Here is a 21,960-nt window from a genome sequence, read left to right as displayed (position 1 = left end):
ATTTTTTTTAGAATGAAACATTTATACCAAAAGAAATAATTCTTGGAGGAGAGAAATCATCACCAGATGGCGTTCCTGCTAAATTATATTGAGGATCTAATCCTTTTCTCTTACTTTTTAAGAATAAATTTTCTCCTGATAAATTGAATCTTATATTATCCATTTTAAGTGATTCAACAACCTTTTTATCTAATGTATAACCTATGTTGACATTTTTTAATGCCCAAAAAGAAGCATCAGTTAAAAACCTGTCTGATTGAGTTCTAACCAAATCAGGATTTCCGTTTTCCAATCTTGGAACATTTGTTATATCTCCAGGTTGTTTCCAGGCATTCAATATATCTGGATGTAAAGATCTTCCATAACTACCACTATGCATCATTGATGAATATGCGTTATCCAATACTTTTCCTCCTACACCATAAGTTACTAAAAAATCAAAAGTGATATCTTTGTATGTAATCTTACTTAAAACTGAACCTAAAAGATCAGGTACTGAAGAGTCTCCTGTATATGCTCTTTCTGTATCCTGCCAATCATTTGTTGTTTCATGATTTCCATTCGCATCTAAGACAGGAACACTTTCTCCATTTTCATCTTGCTCATACATATAAAATAACTGATCTCCATTATCAGGATCTACACCAGCAGTTCTTAATAGAAAGTAATCAAATCTTGACCTACCTTCAGCCCAACGTTTTGATCCATTTATAAACGGGTCTGGTAACTTTGTTATCTCATTTTTAAATGTAGAAGCCTGTAGTGTTAAATCCCACTTAAAATTCTCTTTGTTGAAAAGATGAGTTGTTAAGCCCAGCTCCCAACCAGAGTTAAACATATCACCTGCATTTACTGGAACTTCATTTAACCCATTACTTGGCGCAATTGGTAAGAGGTAAAGTAAATCTGTTGAATTTTTCTTATAATATTCAATAGAACCATCTAAAAAATTATCGAACAAGGCAAACTCTAGTGCTACATCAAAGTTCTCTATGGTCTCCCATTGTAAATTCGCATTCCCTATATCTGTAAAAATAATTGCTGGATTAGCTGCATTGGATGTAATTGAAAATCGAGCTTGTGAAAGATAAGAATCTAGCAAATCATCATTTCCTACTTCCCCGTAAGATGCTCTTAATTTTAATCCATTTATGAAAGAGACATCTTTCATAAAACTTTCTTGGTCGATACGCCAAGAAGCTCCTACGGAATAAAAAGTACCCCATCTTTTATCCATATCAAACACAGAAGATCCATCACGTCGAACAGAACCGCTTAGATAATATTTATTATCATAATTGTAGTTAGCTCTAAAAAAGTATCCTTCAATTGCCTTATCAAAAGTTGCTCCATCCAAATCTACAATATTTGAAAAATTAGCAAATTCAAAAATTCCATTAGCTGCTTGTATTGTAGCAAGTCCTTCAATATTAGAGATAGACCTTTCAAAGCTCTCATGTCCTGCAAGTAAGTCTAAATTGTGGCTACCAAAACTTTTAACATAAGTTAAAATTTGATTAAAGTTTTCTACTTCTCTTCTTCCTCTATCTTCACTCAGTCTTCCATCTGGTTGAGCATCACCAATAATTGCATTTTCATATTCTCTTTCAAATAATTCATTAATATCTCTACCGTAAGTTACTTTTAAATTAAGCCCTTCTAAAAGCTTTATATCTCCATAAAACCTAAATCCATAAGTATTATCCTTATCGCTTTCATTATTAAGTAACAATTCTTGAAGTGCGTGACGCCCTTGGTTAGTTGGTCTAGAACCTATATTATACTCCGGGAAACCTTCACCTGAGTCAAAAACTGGATTTCCAAATTCGTCTCTTACAATATTCCCTTGCAAATCATTTACATATACTGGGTAAACTGACCCCATACCTAATGCAAAACTAAATGGGTTTACAATGCTTCCTGTTCCTGCAGAACTAGGTCCTCTTGCTTCTGTAAGAGCAATATTAGCACTTCCTCCTATTTTTATACTTTCACTCACATCAAAATCAGCATTCAATCTTGCTGTTATACGCTCAAAACCTGAAGTAACTACATAACTCTCCTCATCCAAATATGAAGCCGAAAAAAACACTGTATGATCTTCACCTCCTGCAGATATACCAACATTATAGTTATTTCTAAAGCCTGTTTGCTGCAATTCATCAAACCAATCAAGGCTCTTATATATAACTCTCGCACTAGGATTTAACCTACCGTCTGCTCCAACAATTTCATCGTTTGGTACATTAAATGGGTTGTAACCTAATTGATTATAAATATTTGCACTAGCAAATGCTGGATCTCCTCCTCCAGCACTAGAGTTTTTTAGAGCTTCCCACATTACCTCATAGTACTGACCAGGTGACACCTGATCGTATGTGCGGACTCCATTTGCTACAACTCCAGATTGAGCTGTCAGATTAACTTTTACTCCTCCTTTTTTTCCTTTCTTGGTCGTAATAATTACAACTCCATTAGCTGCTCTGGAACCATATAATGATGTAGAAGATGCATCTTTAAGCACAGTAAAAGACTCTATATCTTCTTGATTTATTGTATTTAACTCACCTTCATATTGAATACCATCAACTATAAATAATGGGTCAGTATCTCCATTTAATGTACCTACACCACGAATTACAATATCTGGTGATGCTCCTGGGCCTGATGATGATGTGAATTGAACTCCAGTTGCACGACCTTCAATAGCTGCGATAGGTGATGTTACATTACGTGTAGCTAAATCTTTAACTCCTAAAACACTTGCTGAACCTGTAAATGCTTCTTTAGTCGTCGTACCATAAGCTACAACTACTACTTCATCTAACAAGTTAGCATCTTCCTCCATTTTAATATTTAAAACAGAAATAGCTCCAACTATTCTTTCAACAGTTTTGAGCCCCACAAAACTAAAAACAAGTATATCTCCTTGATTTACTTTTATGGTATATTTACCATCAAAATCTGTTTCAACACCTCGATTAGTACCTTTAATAACAATACTAACACCTGGCAATGCCCCCGTTTGGTCGGTTACAGTTCCAGTAACCGTTTTTTCTTGTGCTAAAATTGACATACTTATAAGTATGAACATTAGCAATAGGTAGTTTTTTAATTTCATAAACTAAATCTTTTAGACTTAAAACTCTTATAACAAGAGCCTTAAAATTGATATCTTATAAAATTAACAAAACATTAAAACAAACACTACAAAACAACTATTTTAACATATAAAAAGTTAAATAATTAACAAAAAAACATTAAAAACACTAAAAGACAACAAAAAAACAATTAACTAAACAATAACTGGTGCTTAAAAAAGAAAAAAGTCAAGGTTAATGACTCCTTGACTTATATAATTAATTCAAATAATTACACCAATGAAAACAAAGTTGGTATAAGTTAGCACAAATGTATTAAGCTTAACTCTTCGTTATTATAACTTTGATTTGAATTACCTTTTTTTTGAATTGAAAAACAATTTCTTTAATATGAAAAGGGCTGAGTTTTAAAACTCAGCCCTTTCTTTTTTAGGGGAATGTCTATTCCTGTAAGAAAAAATTGTTTTCCCTAAAGAAATTAATTTATAAATGGATTATTCTGAACTTCAGATTGTGGAATTTCTAAGGTAATTCTATTATCATTATACTCAATCGATTCACCTGCTAAATACACGTGGTTTTCTCCTCTTGTTAATGTTTCTTTATTACGCTTTAAAGCCAAATAGCTTTTACCTTCTCCCCATAATTCTATACGAGTTTGTAAGTAAATTTCATCTAAAAGATCTTGACCAGATAGCGCATCTATGTATGCATAATCAGCTGCATTGTCAAATCTTTGAGCTAATATATCTTTCAAACGATTTTTAGCATCGGCTTCTAAGCCTTCTTTTGCTGCCATTTCAGCTGATAAAAGATACATTTCGTCAACTCTCATGTAAATATAATCTGCCTCAATATTTCTTTGACCTCTGAATTGTTTATTGGCGTCATAAAACTTATTAATTGGCATTAAATAGCTACCAGATGTAGGGTCATTATCAAATTGGGTTTTTCTTACATCATTTTCTTTAATCACATCATATAAACCTTTATCTATTTGTTTTTTGTCACCAAAAGACTGATAACTGAATGTATAATAATCCATTTGTCCCCACCATGATACTAAGTCTAATCCGTTATCTAAAGTAATATCTACTCCCCACATCCAACTTGGGTTAGTATAAACATCATTAAAACCTCCAACTACTTGAGTTTTTGAAGTAATAGGGTATTTACCAGAGTTAATAACATTTTCTGCCAATTCTCTTGCTCTTGTAATATCTGTGGCCTCACCTCTTGCTGCATATACATAAGCTAATAAACCTTCTGCTACTTGTTTGTTAATTTGATATTTTCCATTTGAGTTAAAAGAATCTAATAAAACTACAGCTTCTTCTAAGTCTTTAATCATTTGCTCATAAACTTCAGCTGTAGTACTTTGCTCTTTTGCACTTGAGTTTGCTACTGTATATATTGGTAAAACTTTAGAGTTTGGTTCATACTCTTTAATATACAATTGACTTAAATAAAAATATGCATAAGCTCTCAATGCTTTAGCTTGTCCCATAGCATCTCTATTAGCATCAGTGATAGCAGCATCATTTCCACCTAAAGACCTTATAACAAGATTACTACTATTGATTATCCTGTAATAATATCTCCATGCTATATAATTGGGAGTATTAAAAGTAAAGTCTTCGGTAGCCAATAACTGAGCAACATTACTATATCTGTTGTATACATTAGCTGCTAAAGCAAGATCACCTGATAACATATCAGACACCACATCATATCCTTTTTGCCCATAATCTTCATGAGCTTCAGTCCCACCAGTCTCAGTTTGAAACATTGTTTCGTACACACCTCTAAGCGCTCCTTCAAGAACATTAGGATAGATTTCACCTGTTTCTGCAACATCTTCAACAGAAATATCTTCTGATGGTGTTTCTATTAAAAGTTCTTCGCCACAGCTAGATATTGTAAAGGCTAAAGCTGTTATAGCAACTGATTTTATATATTTTTTTAGTATCATATTTCTATTTTTTAAAATTTAGCTCTTACTCCAAAAGTTATTGTCGTTAATGGTTGATAACGGTAAACATCTGAAGAACCAGTTTCTGATGTAGTTGGATTAAAACCATCTCTTTCACTCAATAAGAATAAATTATCTCCAGATACCCAAAAGTTTAATGACTTAACTCCAGATTTTTCTATTAGGTTAGAAGGAATTGTATATCCTAACCTAACATTACTTAAAGACAAATAGTCTGTAGATGTAATAAATCTTGAAGAACGAGAATTTACTTGTACATTTCTATCACTAATTAATCTTGGAACATCAGTAACATCTCCTGGATTCTTCCAACTATTTCTAATATCTGTATGCCAGTTGTTTGCTCCTATTTGATCATTATCCATTAAACCAGCGTACACATTATCATAAGAATATCCTCCTAAACTATAACCAAATAATGTACTAAGTGTAAAGTTGTGATATTTAGCATTGAATCTAAACGCACCTCTTATTGTTGGAATGATAGATTTATCTAGATACTTTTGAGTAGCATCACTATATTTACTCGTTGTTGTTTTACTTATAGACTTATCTGGGTTTAATGCTTTGTATTCATATAAACTTCCAATACCTTCTCCATCGTCTACAGTTCCATTATTGTTAGCATCATGATAATATTGTGTCCATAAAGGATTACCTGTTTGAGAATCAACTCCAGCCCATTCTCTCATGTAGAAATCGTAAATCCCTCTACCTTTAGCTCTACCGTAAGCTCCAGAGATATCTAATAATTTTCTTTCATTATTAGCTGGATCAATCGGCATTTGTGTTAACTCGTTGTCATACATTTCTCCGTTAACCCCAAAATTTAATTTAAAGTTTTCTTTTTCTACTAAACGAGCAGTGATATCAAACTCTAAACCTGAGTTTCTTAATTTACCATCATTTACATCTAAAATAGCATTACCTGTAGATGGAGCTAACCTAGTTTCAAAAATTAAATCTTCTGTATTTTTAATATAATAATCTACAGAACCATCAATAATATCGTTAAATAATGTAAACTCTAAACCTGTTTGAAACATTTTTGATGTTTCCCAAGTTAAGCTAGGGTTTTGAATTGCGTTTGGACGTAAAGAGATTTCTCCTCCTAAGTTACCAATTGTATAAGTATCTTGACCTGAATAAATATCAACACCTGCTTGATCTCCTAAAATACCATAACTCGCTTTTAACTTTAAGAAATTAACGAACTCAACATTATTCATGAAATTTTCCTCAGACACTACCCATGAAGCTCCTACAGAACCAAATGTACCCCATTTTTTCTGAAAGAATCTAGATGAACCGTCTCTACGAATAGCTCCAGATAAATAGTATTTTCTTAAATAATTATAAGAAACTTGACCAAAATAACTTTCTAAAGCTGTTTTTGTTTTGTATCCTGTTGGCGGAGAAGATACATTAATATAATTATTCGCATCTGTTATCCCATTTTGTAAATTAACTATAGTGTTTTTACTTAATGTACTTATCTCATACTCTCTTTGATTAGTTTCATGAGCTGCTAATGCTGAAATGTTATGATCTCCAAATGATTTATTATATCTAAAAATATTTAAAAAGTTCTGTGTTAAAGCACTTGACTTCGTTTGATAAAGAGTACCATTTTGTTTAACTGCAAAACCATAAAAAGGATTTTGAACATTATTATAAATTCTACTGTAATGTTGAGCTCCATACTGAGTTTCAAACTCCAAACCTTCAGCTAAATCTACTTTAAAAGAGAAATTTCCGTTTAAAGAGTGACGTTCAGCTCCAACATAGTTGTACATGGCATCACCAATAGCATTGGTACCTCCACCAAAACCTCTATCTCTGTAGTCATATTGATTACCACCATATTTAGAATCCTCTATAAAATCTCCATTAGCATCACGTTTAAACAAAGGATAAATAGAAGGAATGTTATCTGCATACCAGAAAATACTTCCAGAATCTTCTGATTGTCCATTCTGAATACTTTTACTTAAAGTATAACCTACATTGGCCTTGGCTGTTAACCACTCTGCAGGCTTATGTGTTAAATTTAACCTTGCAGCATATCTCTTATAACCAGAGTTTACAGAATAACCTTTATCGTCCAAGTATCCAAAAGAACTAAAGTATTTAGTTTTATCATCTCCTCCACTCATTTTAATGTTAGCCTCTGTTCTTATAGAAGGTTGAAAAGCATAATCATTCCAATCTTCAGGAGTATATTTTCTAGTTAAACCTGGCCTAACTTTACCTGTAAGTGGGTCTATTATTTGAGACACATCTGTTGTGTTAAAATAATTAAAAGCAGCAGGTATTCCTATTTTATCAGAAAATAGATTTGTATTTGCATAAGCTACTGCATCTGTAGTAGGATCTATATCTAAACCTCTATTAGCCATTGCTTGCCATGATAACTCTAAATACTCATCTGGCGATTTAATTACATCATATCTTGGTAAAAACTGAAAATTCACACCTGTTTTTAAATCAACCTCTACAGAAGTAGCTCCTGATTTACCAGACTTAGTTGTAATCATAATTACCCCATTTGCACCTCTAGAACCATAAATAGCAGTTGCAGAAGCATCTTTCAATACAGTAGTAGATGCAATATCTGATGGGTTAATAGAGTTTATTGAACCTGAAAAAGGTACTCCATCTACTACATATAAAGGATCTCTATTTCCATTAACCGAGCCAAAACCTCTAATACGAATAGTCGCTACAGTTCCTGGTTGACCAGATGTATTGATTACATTAACACCTGCCACCTCTCCAGCTAATGCTTGAGAAACATTAGATACACTTTTTGCCTCTAAATCTTCAGTCTTTACAACTTTAGCTGTTCCCGTAAAAGATTGTTTTGTAGTTGTTCCATAACCAACAACTACTATTTCGTCCAATATGTTAGTGTCCTCTTTCATCAAAATATTTAGTTCTGAAGCTGCTCCTACAACTCTTTCAGTAACTTGCATTCCAACGAAACTAAAAACTAAAACATCTCCTGTCTTTGCTTTTAATGAATACTTACCATCAAAGTCTGTTTCAGTACCTATGGTCGTACCCTTTAAAATTACATTTACACCAGGTAAAGGTCCTGCACTATCAGACACCACACCAGTGATTTTTTTCTCCTGCGCGTTCATATTTAACATAAAGCTAAAAAAGAACAATACACAGATCACATTTTTAAAATGTAGATTCATAAATTATTAAATTTTTATTAATTAACAGTTGTAAATCTAAAGGCTATAAGTTTTTGTTAACACCCATTTGAAGCTAACACCCTTTAATTTGATGTGAAAAAACATTTTTAAGAAGTCAGCAACAAACCATCCAAAAACAACCAAATGTTAATTAGTGTTAATTTTTTTTTAAACCTCTTATTTTAATTGAATTTTAGAAAGGTTCTTCTTTATTTTTGCGGTTCGTTTTTATTTAAATAATAAGTAAATCCCCCTTCTATTTACTAATTATAATCAGACTATAAGCTTTAACAAATAATTAAAGTTTTAATATTCATTTAACTAAACTTTAATAAATTAAAAGTTAGGGTATCCCCTAGTTTAAGCTGTTATAGCTACAAGAAAACAAAATGTATATGAAAATATCAATTCTAATCGTTGACAACGAAAAAGCTGCTCGATCTAGATTTAAAAAATTAGTGAGTGACTATAATTTCGTAGAAATTGTTGGTGAATGTTCCAATGGTTTGGACGCTATTAAAAAAATAAATAATTCATCCCCTGATGTTGTCTATCTTGATACAAAGATTAATAATATGACAGGATTTGATATTATTGAAAAAATAACCTTACCAAAAAAGCCTATTTTTATCTTCACTGCTTCTTCTAACGAGCATGCTGTAAAAGCCTTTGATTATTTTGCTTTTGACTATCTTTTAAAACCTCTAAAAGAAGATAGATTTTATGCTTCTATTAAAAAGGTAATAGATTATAAAAAAATAGAAAAGCTTTCTAGTTTAGATAACATCTTAGATCTTGTAAAAGAAAAAACTCCTATCGAAATGCCTGTGAAAGGGACTAAGATTAATATCAAATCTGGGAACAAAATAATTTTCTTAGAACGAAACGCTATTAAGTATATATCTGCCTCGGGGTACTATGTAGAAATTTTCACTACAGACAACAAAAAGTATTTACTACGTGAATCTTTATCTAGTATAATTAAAAGGCTAAACTCTAACCTTTTTATTAGAATCCATAGATCTACTATAATTAATTCTAATTTTATTGATGAGATCATCACTTCCAATTATGGTGAAACAGATGTAAAAATCAACGATAATAAAACTTTTAGAGTAAGTAAGAGTTATAAAAAAGATTTTCAAGAGCTAATGGGAGTTAAATAATAACTCTTTCTTTTCTGAATTCTTATTTTTGCTTAATGAGCATTGATAAAAAACACGAAAGAATAATTTCATTAGTCCCAAGTCAAACAGAACTTTTAGTTGATTTGGGACTTGAAGAGAATATAGTCGGGGTAACTAAGTTCTGTATTCATCCCAAACATCTTTTAAAAACCAAAACTATTGTTGGTGGTACAAAAAACATAAAAATTGATAGAATTAAAAATCTTCAACCTGATATTATATTGTGTAATAAAGAAGAAAACACAAAAGAAATAGTTGAAGCTTGTCAACAAATAGCATTTACACATGTCTCTGATATTTTTACCCTTAGCGATTCCTTAGAATTAATTTCTTTATATGGAAGTTTTTTTGAGAAGCAAGTTGAAGCTGAAAAGATGATCAATAACTTAGAGTCAAAAATAATTGACTTTAAGAAGTTTATTGAAAATAAAAAAAGTAGAAAAGTAGCTTATTTTATTTGGAGAAACCCTTGGATGGTTGCAGCAAGTAATACGTTTATAAACCACCTGTTAGAATTAAACAAGTTTGACAATGTTTATGCTAACGCAAAAAGGTATCCAGAAGTTAATATAAAAGATATTCTTAAGAAAAAACCAGAATTAATTTTACTTTCTTCTGAACCTTTTCCTTTCAAAGAAAAACACATTACTGAAATTAAAGAACATACCAGTAACTCAACGCCTATATTAGTTGACGGTGAATACTTCTCTTGGTATGGTAGCAGACTGTTAAAAGCTTTTGATTACTTTAAGGAATTACACAGCAGGACTTGACATATCTTCATCTAAATATTTTATTCTATTTAGCTTTTCTAATATCTTCATTGCTTTGAATGCTGAGCGATCACTTTTACACTCATCTTCATATTTATAATCGTTAGCTGTCTCAACCAATCTACGATATCTCTCTTCAAGATGTTTTCTATATCTACGTAATTGATTAATTCTTGACATTTCTAATTGGGTTAACACGGATTATAAATATACATATTTATTTGATTTACAACTATATAAAAAAATAAATTAAATATAAAATGGGGAAAATTCCTATTTTTAATATTATTAATAACAAAAAAAAGCTCTTGATTTCTCAAGAGCTCTTTAATTCTATTTATTATCCTGCAAAGCAAAAACCTGTCGTAATAACGCTGTATCACGCAATCCTACTTTATTACGTATACCTTTCTCTTCAACAGCAATCATTGTAAATACTCCTTCCAATGCTTCAGTAGTTACATAGTCTGTTAAATCTGGATTTACTTTTTTTACAAATGGAATACTATTGTATTTTGATATTAAGTTTGACCAAATTTTATCAGCTCCAACCTTAGCAAATGAGTTTTTAATTACTGGATTAAACTCACTATATAAAGCTGTTGTTGTTTTTCCTTCTAAATAAGAAGTTGCAGCATTATCTGCCCCTAATAGAATATTTTTGGCATCTGCAAACGTAATTTCCTTAACAGCATTTACAAAAATTGGTGTAGCCGTTTTTACAGCATCTTCAGCAGTTCTGTTGATTGCCTTTAAACCTTCATCAGCTAAATTACCTAAACCTATTTTTCTCAAACCTTTATCAACTGCTTGTAGTTCCTCTGGCAATAAAATTTTCACCAAATCATTTTTATAAAAACCATCTTTTGAAGTTAACTTGGTTACTTGATGCTGAATACCATTATCTAATGCTTGACGTAGACCATTACCAATTTGTTCTTGTGTTAATAATCCACCTTGTGGTAATTGATTTACTACTTTTTGCAACTCTGCACATCCCATAAAAGTAAGTGCAATAAAGAATACTGTAATTTTTTTCATGTTTACTTGTTTGATTTTATCTATACTTTAGAAACAATAAACTAATTATTGTCACATTTATTTGAAGCTGTCAGTATTTTTATCATATCCATACGGACAATGTTTACATCCACTTTTACAACAATACCCACGTCGTAAATGGTATGCTTCTTTAAAAACCCTATACCCTTGTTCATTCGTATAATACTCATCGGGCGTAGGCTTTAATATCTTATTTCTCATGTTACAAATATCATAAAAAAATACGTTAAACAGACTTTGTATTTCTGCCTAACGTATTTACATTTATCTTAAAAAACTAAATCTTACTTTTTAGCATTAGGAGGATACTCCGCCATTATCTCTGCTACAAACTCTTTAATACGAGCTTCTTTTCTTTCTACACTACTTGTACTCAAAGCTCCTGTCCCTATTCCTTGCCAAACTAACTCTTTTTTATCAGCATCTAACAAATCAATAAATAATGTTCCTTCTGTATATTGAGAAACCGTTACTGGACTCGGACCATAATACCATGGATAGTAAAAACCTCCATAATAATTATCATTTACATTAATACGCTCACGAGACTTAGTAAATAAACTCACTAAAACATCTGGCGTTGCTGATTTGGTCATTCCCTTAGCCATTAATTCAGCTTCAATAGCACGCATAATACGTTTCTTATCTAAATCAGAAATTGGAGCTTTATCTATTCCAGTTTTGTAAAACGCAAATGTTTTATATTGATTAAAATCAGTTTGAGTATCATAATCAGTAACTACTCTTACCGAACTACATGAAGTAATTAGTAAAGCTACGATTGGCCAAAAAAGTAATTTTAAATTTTTCATTTTCTTAGGATTTACATGTTTTCTAATAATGCATCATCTACTAAGTTAGGAAGTGTTACTTTTAGTTTCTTTTCAACTTCCATGGCACGTTTAATAGCAAAAACAGCTTCGTCATTTCGTGCCCAACTACGTCTTGCTATTCCGTTATTCACATCCCAGAAAAGCATTGATTTTAAACGTCTTGATGCATCTTTAGAACCATCAAGAAGCATGCCAAATCCACCGTTAATTACTTCTCCCCAGCCTACACCACCTCCGTTGTGGATAGAAACCCAAGTAGCTCCTCTAAAACTATCTCCAATTACATTATGAATCGCCATATCTGCTGTAAAACGAGAACCATCATAAATGTTTGAAGTTTCACGATAAGGTGAGTCAGTTCCAGAAACATCGTGATGGTCACGTCCTAATACTACAGGTCCTATTTTTCCTTTCTTAATTGCTTTATTAAAAGCTTCGGCTATTTTCATACGTCCTTCAGCATCTGCATATAGAATACGTGCTTGTGAACCCACTACTAATTTATTTTCTTGCGCTCCTTTAATCCACTGAATGTTATCCGCCATTTGCTGTTGGATTTCTTCAGGAGATTTTTTCATGATTTTCTCTAACACCTTGCAAGCAATAGCATCCGTTTTAGCTAAATCTTCTGGTTTTCCTGAAGTACATACCCAACGGAAAGGACCAAAACCATAATCAAAACACATAGGCCCCATAATATCTTGTACATAACTAGGGTATTTGAACTCTCTTCCTAAAGTTGGATTTGGATTCATTACATCAGCTCCTGCTCTACTTGCTTCTAATAAAAAGGCATTTCCATAATCAAAGAAATAAGTTCCTTTTGCTGTGTGCTTATTAATTGCTTTTGCATGACGACGTAAGGTTTCTTGCACTTTCTCTTTAAACAATTCAGGATTGTTTGCCATCATTTCGTTTGATTCTTCAAACGACATATCTACAGGATAGTATCCTCCTGCCCAAGGATTATGTAACGACGTCTGATCTGAACCTAAATCAATATACACATCTTCTTCTGCAAACTTCTCCCAAACATCCACTACATTTCCTAAGTATGCTAATGAAATAACTTCTTCATTCTCTTTTGCTTTTCGAACACGTGCTACTAACTCATCTAAATCAGTAATCTTCTCATCAATCCACCCTTGATCTAAACGAACCTGTGTTATTTTTGGGTTCACCTCAGCACAAACTGTAATACAACCTGCAATGTTTCCTGCTTTTGGTTGCGCTCCACTCATTCCTCCTAAACCAGCAGTTACAAATAAGTTTCCTTTTGGTAATTTACCTATTTTTCTAAATCCGTTTAACACAGTAATGGTTGTTCCATGCACAATTCCTTGTGGACCGATATACATGTAACTTCCTGCAGTCATTTGCCCATATTGTGTTACTCCTAAGGCATTAAACTTCTCCCAATCATCTGGTTTTGAATAATTAGGAATCATCATTCCGTTCGTTACTACTACTCTTGGCGCATCTTTATGCGATGGAAATAACCCCATCGGATGTCCTGAATACATTACTAAGGTTTGTTTATTTGTCATTTCAGACAAGTATTTCATGGTTAATAAGTACTGTGCCCAGTTAGAAAATACTGCTCCATTACCACCGTAAGTAATTAATTCGTGAGGATGTTGTGCTACAGCATAATCTAAATTATTTTGAATCATTACCATAATAGCTTTTGCTTGCTCAGATTTCCCTGGATATTCTTCAATAGGACGCGCGTACATTTTATAATCAGGACGGAAGCGATACATATAAATTCGTCCGTACTTCTCTAGTTCTTCAGTAAATTCAGGTAATAATTCTTCGTGATGTTCTTTATCAAAATAACGCAACGCATTACGTAAAGCTAACTTCTTTTCTTCTTCAGTTAAAATTTCCTTACGTTTTGGTGCGTGGTTTATCGTAGTATCATACTCCTTTTTTGGAGGTAATGCAGTTGGTATTCCTTGTTTTATTTGTTCTTTAAAAGTCATTTTATACGGTTTTTAGTTTCCAGTAAAAGATGAAAACTTATTAATTTTAAATCTGTTGATAATCGTAAAAATGAAGAAACTATGGATAACGGATATCTGCTCTGTGATACTGAGCTTCAATCCTCTTTTTATATTTTAAAGTTAAAAAATCCATCTTCTTTGAAGTTTGCACAAATATAAGTTTATACTGTTAAAAACTGCATCTTTAAAAAGTATAAATTTTTCTTCTTTTTGTATTTTTTCTGTTGTGCTAACAATAAATTGTACCTTTGGTAAGTTTATTGCATGAACGGGTTTATGATATTTATTTCAAAACATATAATACCAAAAGGATTTTCTGGAATGACATTGTATCCTTTTATCTTTTTAAAAAGAGAAGATTTAAAAGGTGATCCTGTTTTAATAAACCATGAAAAAATTCATTTAAAACAACAATTAGAATTATTGATTGTTTTCTTCTATCTATTTTATTTTTTAGAATGGTTTATCAAGCTATTAATTTACCGTAATACCTCAAAAGCTTATAGTAATTTAAGTTTTGAACGTGAGGCCTACCAAAACGAACATAATTTAGATTATATCACTACTCGAAAAAGGTGGGCGTTCCTATCCTATTTATAATTGTTAAAACATCCCGCTATTTTTTAAGATTTCCGTAAATTGCGTACCCGAAAATTAAGACAATTTACGAATGGAACAAACAACTCCCTATAAACCTAAACACAAAGTACGAATTGTAACCGCAGCTTCCTTATTTGACGGACACGATGCTGCCATTAATATTATGCGCCGAATTATTCAATCTACAGGGGTTGAAGTTATTCACTTAGGGCATGATAGAAGTGTGGAAGAAGTGGTTAACTGTGCTATTCAAGAGGATGCGAATGCTATTGCTATGACTTCGTATCAAGGTGGACATAATGAGTACTTTAAGTACATGTACGATTTATTGCAAGAAAAAGGAGCTGGACATATTAAAATATTTGGTGGTGGTGGCGGAGTAATTCTACCTGAGGAAATCAAAGAATTGATGGACTACGGAATTACTCGTATTTATTCACCTGATGATGGTCGTGAATTAGGACTACAAGGAATGATTAACGATTTAGTTCAACAATCTGACTTTGCTATCGGAGATTCACTAAATGGTGAAGTAAACAAATTAGCAGATAAAGAAGTTGGTAGTATTGCACGTGTAATTTCTGCTGCAGAAAACTTCCCAGAAGTTGCTAAAGACGCTTTAGATGCTATTCACGAAAAAAATAAAAATTCTAAAACCCCTGTTTTAGGAATTACAGGTACAGGTGGTGCTGGTAAATCGAGTTTAGTGGACGAATTAGTTCGTCGTTTCTTAATTGATTTTCCAGAAAAAACTATCGGATTAATTTCTGTAGATCCATCAAAAAGAAAAACAGGTGGAGCTTTGTTAGGTGACCGTATTCGTATGAATGCGATTAACAATGAACGTGTATACATGCGTTCTTTAGCAACTCGTCAATCGAACTTGGCTTTATCTAAATATGTAAATGAAGCAGTTGAAGTTTTAAAAGCTGCAGAATTTGATTTAATTATTTTAGAAACTTCAGGTATTGGACAATCAGACACTGAAATTATTGAGCACTCTGATACCTCTTTATATGTAATGACACCTGAATTTGGTGCGGCTACACAGTTAGAAAAAATCGACATGCTTGATTTTGCTGATTTAGTAGCTATTAACAAATTTGATAAAAGAGGAGCTTTAGATGCTTTACGTGATGTAAAAAAGCAATACATGCGTAACAACAATTTATGGGATGTTCATATGGATGACATGCCTGTTTTTGGTACGATTGCATCTCAATTCAACGATCCAGGAATGAATTCGCTATACAAAGCGATTATGGATAAGTTAGTTGAAAAAGCAGGAGCTGATTTACAATCTACTTTTGAAATTACAAAAGAAATGTCTGAAAAGATTTTTGTAATTCCACCAAGTAGAACGCGTTATTTATCTGAAATTTCTGAAAACAACCGTGCTTACGATAAAAAAGTTGATGAGCAAGAAAAAGTAGCTCAGAAATTATATGGAATCTATCAAACCATCTTATCTGTTATTCCAAACGAAGTAACAGAATCATTCCTTACCAAAAACGGAATTGACCAAGATGAAATTCAGAAACAAGTTCAAGAAGAAGAGCAACCATTTGTAAAATTATTATTTGCTCAATTTGATAAAGTAAAACTAAATCTTGACCCACATAACTGGGAAGTTATTTTAAATTGGCAAGACAAAGTAAAAAAATACAAAGATCCTATTTACTCGTTCAAAGTACGTGATAAGGAGATTAAAATAGAAACACACACAGAATCACTTTCACACACACAAATTCCGAAAGTAGCTTTACCTAAATATCAAGCTTGGGGAGATTTGTTACGTTGGAATTTACAAGAAAACGTACCAGGTGAGTTTCCATATGCTTCAGGATTATACCCATTTAAGCGTACTGGAGAAGATCCTACACGTATGTTTGCTGGTGAAGGTGGACCAGAGCGTACCAACCGTCGTTTCCACTATGTGAGTTTAGGGATGCCTGCAAAGCGTTTATCTACTGCTTTTGATTCGGTTACTTTATATGGTAATGATCCAGGACACAGACCTGATATTTATGGTAAAATTGGTAACGCAGGTGTATCTATTTGTTGTTTAGATGATGCTAAAAAATTATATTCTGGTTTCGATTTAAGTCATGCTATGACTTCTGTTTCTATGACTATTAACGGTCCCGCTCCTATGTTATTAGGATTCTTTATGAATGCTGCGATTGATCAGAATTGTGAGAAATACATCAAAGAACACAAGTTAGAGAAAAAGGTAGAAGCAAAACTTAAAGAATTATACGACGATAAAGGTTTAGAGCGTCCAAGATATAACGGCGAACTTCCTGAAGGTAATGATGGGTTAGGATTGTTATTATTAGGTATTACCGGTGATCAAATTTTACCTGCGGATGTTTATGCTGAAATTAAAGCAAACACTTTAGCACAAGTACGTGGTACGGTTCAAGCAGATATTTTAAAAGAAGATCAAGCACAAAATACGTGTATTTTCTCTACGGAATTTGCATTACGTTTAATGGGTGATGTACAAGAATATTTTATTGAGAAAAATGTCCGTAATTTCTACTCTGTATCTATCTCAGGGTATCATATTGCGGAAGCTGGTGCTAATCCAATTACACAATTAGCCTTAACCTTAGCAAACGGATTTACCTACGTAGAATACTACTTATCAAGAGGAATGGATATTAATAAGTTTGGACCAAACTTATCATTCTTCTTCTCTAATGGTATCGATCCTGAATATGCTGTAATTGGTCGTGTGGCACGTAAAATATGGGCAAAAGCTTTAAAACACAAATACGGAGCGAACCCAAGAGCACAAATGCTAAAGTATCATATTCAAACTTCTGGACGTTCTTTACATGCTCAGGAAATTGATTTTAATGATATTCGTACAACATTGCAGGCGTTGTATGCAATTTACGATAACTGTAACTCGTTACATACAAATGCTTACGACGAAGCAATTACAACACCTACAGAAGAATCTGTACGTCGTGCGATGGCAATTCAGTTAATCATCAATAAAGAATTAGGATTGGCTAAAAATGAAAACCCAATTCAAGGTTCATTTATTATTGAAGAATTAACTGATTTAGTTGAGGAAGCAGTATTAACGGAATTCGATAGAATTACGGAACGTGGTGGTGTTTTAGGAGCGATGGAAACCATGTACCAACGTTCTAAAATTCAAGAAGAGAGTTTATATTACGAAACGTTGAAACATACGGGTGAGTTCCCTATTATTGGAGTAAACACCTTCTTAAGTTCTAAAGGTTCTCCAACGGTTACTCCACAAGAAGTTATTCGTGCTACCGAAGAGGAAAAACAATTCCAAATCAAAACGAAAGAAAACTTAAACAAAGCACATGAAGATAAAATAGAACAACTTTTATCTGAAATGCAATCTGCTGCTATTAACAATCAAAACCTTTTTGAAAAATTAATGGATGCTACTAAAGTTTGTTCGTTAGGTCAAATTACTTCTGCTTTATTTGAAGTAGGAGGTCAATATAGACGAAACATGTAGCAAACAATGTTTACAGATAAATATTCAAAGCCTCACAGAGATTTCTGTGAGGCTTTTTTTGTTTATAAAACTGTTTTGTTTTCAACACTAATTTCAGAACCTTCTAGTAAAAATACAGAGCTAGGTTTTTGACTCTGTAAAAAAGAAAAATGCTCTCCATAAGTAGCAGGAAAATCAACATCTATTTTGTAATCTGTCACTGGATAATACTTCCAAGTTGGATGTTTCACTTCGTACTCAGTTGTTCCATTTTTATCCTTAGCATATCCCCAATAATGCTCTGCTATGAATTCAATTTCAGTATAGGGTTTAATCGGAGCTGATTTAGATTCACTTTCAACTGAAACCGAATTCCTCTTTTTATTTATATCCCATTGATAAGACACTTTAAACTTATCATCTTTCTCAGTCCAACTATGTTTCATAGGTAATGTTTGGTAATTTTCCTTATAAATTGTGTTTGCTACTAATGTGATTGCCGGTTTTGGTACTATCTCTTTTATAAAGACTACTCCTCTTTTACCTTCTCTTTTCACATAAAACCGAAGATTCACTTCTTCAAAATTTACATGAAAAGGAATTTTTACCCCTAATAATTTTGTATTTAAAAACATGAAACCAACAACACTTATATAACATTTGTTTTCATAAAAATCTAATTCAGTTCCTTTAGGTATATAATCTTTTAGTACTTCTGGATTTACCTCATAATTCACCATGACCAATTTTCGCCATTCTGCTTTTAAAAAACTCATATAATACTATTTTAATTAAACCATATATTCCAAGTTATTGCACTTATATATACCCAAAAACATGTAAAAAAAATGTGAACAACAGTTTCAAAATTTTTACCTTTCCATAATTGTGGAGAATACACGAATAATTGTATAAATAATCTAATAGACCAAAAAATCGCAAAACAAAGTATGATTTTTCTTCCCAAATTTGTCTCTATCAATTCTTTACTTTCTAACACTAAAATACTTCCCATTAAAAACACTGTTAGTGCAATAAAAAAAGTATGAACCATCATCATTTGTCTATTCATTAGACTAAGATCCTTTAATTCATCTTTCCAATTGAAATATTTTGGAAAAACAACATGTATTAAAGCCAAAAACATTAACAAATATCCTATAATCTTTAAATGAACTTCCATAGTAATTTTTATTTTTCATTATTTTTTTCAAGAACAAAAACCGACATAAACGGTGTGAATTTTATCTCTTCTTCTAGTTTGAGGTTACCTTTACCAAATACACTCATCCAAGTTTTTCTTGAAAAAAAATGCATAAACCCTACTGTAAAAGCTAAAAAATTAGGTAAATCTCTAAGATGCTCTACGACCAAAGCTTTCCCTCCATTTTTTAAAACCCTAGAACATTCATTAAAAAAAAGTTCTTTCTCCTCATTAGATCTAACCTCATGAGCTGCAGAGAGTAAAAACAAAATGTCTATAGATGAATCTTTTAATGGAATTTTATCTGTACTAATCGATTTAGTTTCTGGATATACCCTACTCACTTTCCTTGCTCTTTTTATGGCCTGTTCAGTATGTCTTGTTTGGTCGTAAAAATCAAAAACCTGCAAATTTGATGATTGAAACTTATTTTTTAAAATGAAACTAGTCTCATCAAAACCTGCATTAATATTTACAAGGTTATTATTACCTTTTAAGTTGATATTATCTACCCACTTAAAATCATAGTATTTCGAAAAATCATATACATAAGCAGACACTAGCAAGGGAGTTAACAATCCATATATAATAATTACAACTAAAAACCACTTCAGGTAATCATTATAGCTAAATAAATAGTGTCCCAAAAAAACCGTTAATAAAGCTATTAAGCCAATGTAATAAAAATGCCTATTAAAACTAAGTATGTTTAATACTCCTTGAAACTTTCTTCTTCTTATTTCCATAATTCAATTTTCCCTTTTTTCCAGTAGTATGGAACATTTTTAATAATAAATGAGTTAGCAACTCTCACATTTTTTAATCCAAGGTCTTTTATAAATGAAAAATTATAATCGACAATTTCAATAGGCTTTGGTTTCCAATTATTTCTTACTCCTTCAATTATTAATACTTCTTTTTTAGGCTTATTATATGTAAAAGTAAATGGTAAAGGCCCCGCAAAGCGCCTTGCTTCTTTCCAATCAGAAAAAGGCGAAAACTTTGGTAATGACACACCACTTCCTTGATCCTTAAACACTATTTTAAAATCTGATTTTTTTGAGCTAACACTTATTTTACTATCTAGTTTAGTCTGCTCAATATCAGAAGTTGTGTAGTTATAATGAGTAAATAAGTTACCTGCGATTTCCATTCTTTTACTATTCGTTTCGGATTTTAAAATATACAGTCCCCTTAATTTTCTTCCTTTTGAATTGGTATATCTCACAAAAATGCGATAGCCAATTAAAAAGAAATCATTCCCTAAAATTTTCGGAAACCCTTTTGGTCTCAAATTTTTAGTTTGCACCATAGCTACTGCTAAAAAAGCCCACTTATTATTAAAAGTGTCTAAGTCCAAACATTCAGGAATAAAGTCTTCTAAATGTTCCTTTGGTACTGCAAAAGCTGTAACAATTGAAGTTTCAAAAAATGCTTCAACAGCAAATGGATGGTTTTTTAGTATCTCCTTCATATTACTGTATTTTAGGGTTTAGCTTAAATTCATTTACATAAACTATAAATACAAACAAAGCAGCAAAAACTAAATTAAGCTTACCCCAGAGTAGTAAGTCTGAAGCAATCATAAACTCAATTATATTCATTATTGAAACAATTGCAATCTGTATTATTGCATTTAACTTTGACCTATAGCTTGATATAATCCATATAACCATTATTACTTCTGACACACCTATCATTAGCGTTAACTCTCTTGAATAGTCATTACTTACAATTTCTCCTACTATTTGTTGATGCCTTGGAACTAGATTAAAAACTTTACAAAAGAGTCCATTAATCAACCAAACACAAGCAATTAAAAAAGTTAGTACTGTATAAATAAATCTTCTGTACATATTAAATTTTCAGAAATTATTGAAAGTTTGTGTTTAAATTTTTTTACTTTTTTATCATTTTGGTAAAGTTAGATAACAACCAATGCTCATCAGCTTTAATTGCTTTCTCCAAAATACCATTTACTGTTTTAGTGACTGATGATAAATCATTCATCACTTTTTTAAAGGCTTCTGCCTCTTCAGAGTTTTCTTTAACATCCTCTTGTAGTTCATCTAACACTTTTAAAACAGGTTCAATTTCCCTTTTCTTACGCTCTTTCGTTACCTGCTTAAATAGCTCCCAGATATCCTTATCTGCCACAAAAAATTCTTTTCGCTCCCCAACTACAAACTCTTTACTTACAATTCCCCAATCAATTAAAGCACGAACATTCATGTTTACATTTCCTCTAGAAATTTTTAAGGTTTCCATAATTTCATCGGCAGAAAGAGGCTTTGTAGACACTAACAGCAACGCATGTACTTGTGCCATGGTCTTATTAATACCCCAGCTGGTAGCTAAACTACCCCAGGTATGAATGTATTTTAATTTTGCGTCTTCTAATTTCATGTCACAAATATATAATAAAATATTAAACTTTCAATAATTACTGAAAATAAAATATTTTAAATTTTTATTTAATCTCTTGTAATAATTTTACTTTTCAGA

Annotated in this window: 17 protein-coding genes; 4 read left to right on the top strand and 13 right to left on the bottom strand. The window is 31.9% G+C overall.

Features of this window, described 5'->3' with window-relative positions:
* Nucleotides 1-7: 7 nt before the first annotated feature.
* The 3 genes from VCM48_RS13790 to VCM48_RS13780 all read right to left on the bottom strand — a co-directional run bounded on the left by VCM48_RS13790 (nt 8) and on the right by VCM48_RS13780 (nt 8,240).
* Nucleotides 8-3,094: a SusC/RagA family TonB-linked outer membrane protein gene (locus VCM48_RS13790; protein ID WP_482270891.1), complete on the bottom strand. Its 3,087-nt coding sequence runs from the start codon at nt 3,092-3,094 to the stop codon at nt 8-10.
* Between the two features lie 485 nt (nt 3,095-3,579).
* Entirely contained in the window at nt 3,580-5,073 is a 1,494-nt protein-coding gene (locus tag VCM48_RS13785) for a RagB/SusD family nutrient uptake outer membrane protein (protein ID WP_482270890.1), read from the bottom strand.
* Between the two features lie 11 nt (nt 5,074-5,084).
* Complete coding sequence (locus VCM48_RS13780) at nt 5,085-8,240, bottom strand: SusC/RagA family TonB-linked outer membrane protein (RefSeq protein WP_482270889.1); 3,156 nt, start codon at nt 8,238-8,240, stop codon at nt 5,085-5,087.
* 455 nt (nt 8,241-8,695) lie between these two features.
* Between VCM48_RS13780 and VCM48_RS13775 the strand changes: the two genes are divergently transcribed.
* Both VCM48_RS13775 and VCM48_RS13770 read left to right on the top strand, forming a co-directional pair.
* Nucleotides 8,696-9,466 carry a LytR/AlgR family response regulator transcription factor gene (locus tag VCM48_RS13775; RefSeq protein WP_482270888.1) on the top strand — a complete coding sequence of 257 codons (771 nt, stop codon included), beginning with the start codon at nt 8,696-8,698 and terminating at the stop codon, nt 9,464-9,466.
* 35 nt (nt 9,467-9,501) lie between these two features.
* Nucleotides 9,502-10,260 carry an ABC transporter substrate-binding protein gene (locus tag VCM48_RS13770; RefSeq protein ID WP_482270887.1) on the top strand — a complete coding sequence of 253 codons (759 nt, stop codon included), beginning with the start codon at nt 9,502-9,504 and terminating at the stop codon, nt 10,258-10,260.
* Here VCM48_RS13770 and VCM48_RS13765 read toward each other — a convergent pair.
* From VCM48_RS13765 to VCM48_RS13745, 5 genes are all read right to left on the bottom strand, one after another.
* On the bottom strand, nt 10,243-10,440 hold the full coding sequence (locus tag VCM48_RS13765; protein ID WP_028890610.1) for a hypothetical protein: 198 nt from the start codon (nt 10,438-10,440) through the stop codon (nt 10,243-10,245). The genes VCM48_RS13770 and VCM48_RS13765 overlap by 18 nt on opposite strands.
* Nucleotides 10,441-10,593: 153 nt before the next feature.
* On the bottom strand, nt 10,594-11,301 hold the full coding sequence (locus VCM48_RS13760) for a DUF4197 domain-containing protein (protein ID WP_099216008.1): 708 nt from the start codon (nt 11,299-11,301) through the stop codon (nt 10,594-10,596).
* A gap of 57 nt (nt 11,302-11,358) precedes the next feature.
* Nucleotides 11,359-11,523 carry a C1orf53 family protein gene (locus tag VCM48_RS13755; protein ID WP_159432107.1) on the bottom strand — a complete coding sequence of 55 codons (165 nt, stop codon included), beginning with the start codon at nt 11,521-11,523 and terminating at the stop codon, nt 11,359-11,361.
* 83 nt (nt 11,524-11,606) lie between these two features.
* On the bottom strand, nt 11,607-12,134 hold the full coding sequence (locus VCM48_RS13750) for a DUF4136 domain-containing protein (RefSeq protein WP_482270886.1): 528 nt from the start codon (nt 12,132-12,134) through the stop codon (nt 11,607-11,609).
* 11 nt (nt 12,135-12,145) lie between these two features.
* Nucleotides 12,146-14,140, bottom strand: coding sequence for a urocanate hydratase (locus VCM48_RS13745; RefSeq protein ID WP_482270885.1), 1,995 nt, complete (start codon nt 14,138-14,140; stop codon nt 12,146-12,148).
* 297 nt (nt 14,141-14,437) lie between these two features.
* Between VCM48_RS13745 and VCM48_RS13740 the strand changes: the two genes are divergently transcribed.
* Both VCM48_RS13740 and VCM48_RS13735 read left to right on the top strand, forming a co-directional pair.
* A complete protein-coding gene (locus VCM48_RS13740) occupies nt 14,438-14,761 on the top strand; it encodes a hypothetical protein (protein WP_482270884.1) in 324 nt (107 codons plus the stop codon).
* Nucleotides 14,762-14,831: 70 nt separating this feature from the next.
* Nucleotides 14,832-18,272 carry a methylmalonyl-CoA mutase family protein gene (locus VCM48_RS13735; protein WP_482270883.1) on the top strand — a complete coding sequence of 1,147 codons (3,441 nt, stop codon included), beginning with the start codon at nt 14,832-14,834 and terminating at the stop codon, nt 18,270-18,272.
* Between the two features lie 62 nt (nt 18,273-18,334).
* Here the strand turns inward: VCM48_RS13735 and VCM48_RS13730 are convergent, their stop codons facing one another.
* The 5 genes from VCM48_RS13730 to VCM48_RS13710 form a co-directional block, all read right to left on the bottom strand.
* Nucleotides 18,335-19,027 (bottom strand): YqjF family protein, encoded by a 693-nt coding sequence (locus VCM48_RS13730; protein WP_482270882.1) that lies wholly within the window; start codon nt 19,025-19,027, stop codon nt 18,335-18,337.
* Nucleotides 19,028-19,442: 415 nt separating this feature from the next.
* The gene (locus tag VCM48_RS13725; protein WP_482270881.1) at nt 19,443-20,201 is read right to left on the bottom strand and encodes a methyltransferase domain-containing protein; all 759 of its coding nucleotides are present in this window, start codon (nt 20,199-20,201) and stop codon (nt 19,443-19,445) included.
* Nucleotides 20,192-20,929, bottom strand: coding sequence for a DUF2071 domain-containing protein (locus tag VCM48_RS13720; RefSeq protein ID WP_482270880.1), 738 nt, complete (start codon nt 20,927-20,929; stop codon nt 20,192-20,194). The genes VCM48_RS13725 and VCM48_RS13720 overlap by 10 nt, the downstream gene beginning before the upstream one ends.
* Before the next feature lies 1 nt (nt 20,930).
* On the bottom strand, nt 20,931-21,311 hold the full coding sequence (locus tag VCM48_RS13715; protein ID WP_482270879.1) for a DoxX-like family protein: 381 nt from the start codon (nt 21,309-21,311) through the stop codon (nt 20,931-20,933).
* 43 nt (nt 21,312-21,354) lie between these two features.
* The gene (locus VCM48_RS13710) at nt 21,355-21,861 is read right to left on the bottom strand and encodes a GbsR/MarR family transcriptional regulator (protein ID WP_121146053.1); all 507 of its coding nucleotides are present in this window, start codon (nt 21,859-21,861) and stop codon (nt 21,355-21,357) included.
* Nucleotides 21,862-21,960: the final 99 nt, after the last annotated feature.

This window comes from Tenacibaculum sp. DPLXC6 (assembly GCF_056815515.1).
This window is presented reverse-complemented; position numbering and strand designations above follow the sequence as displayed.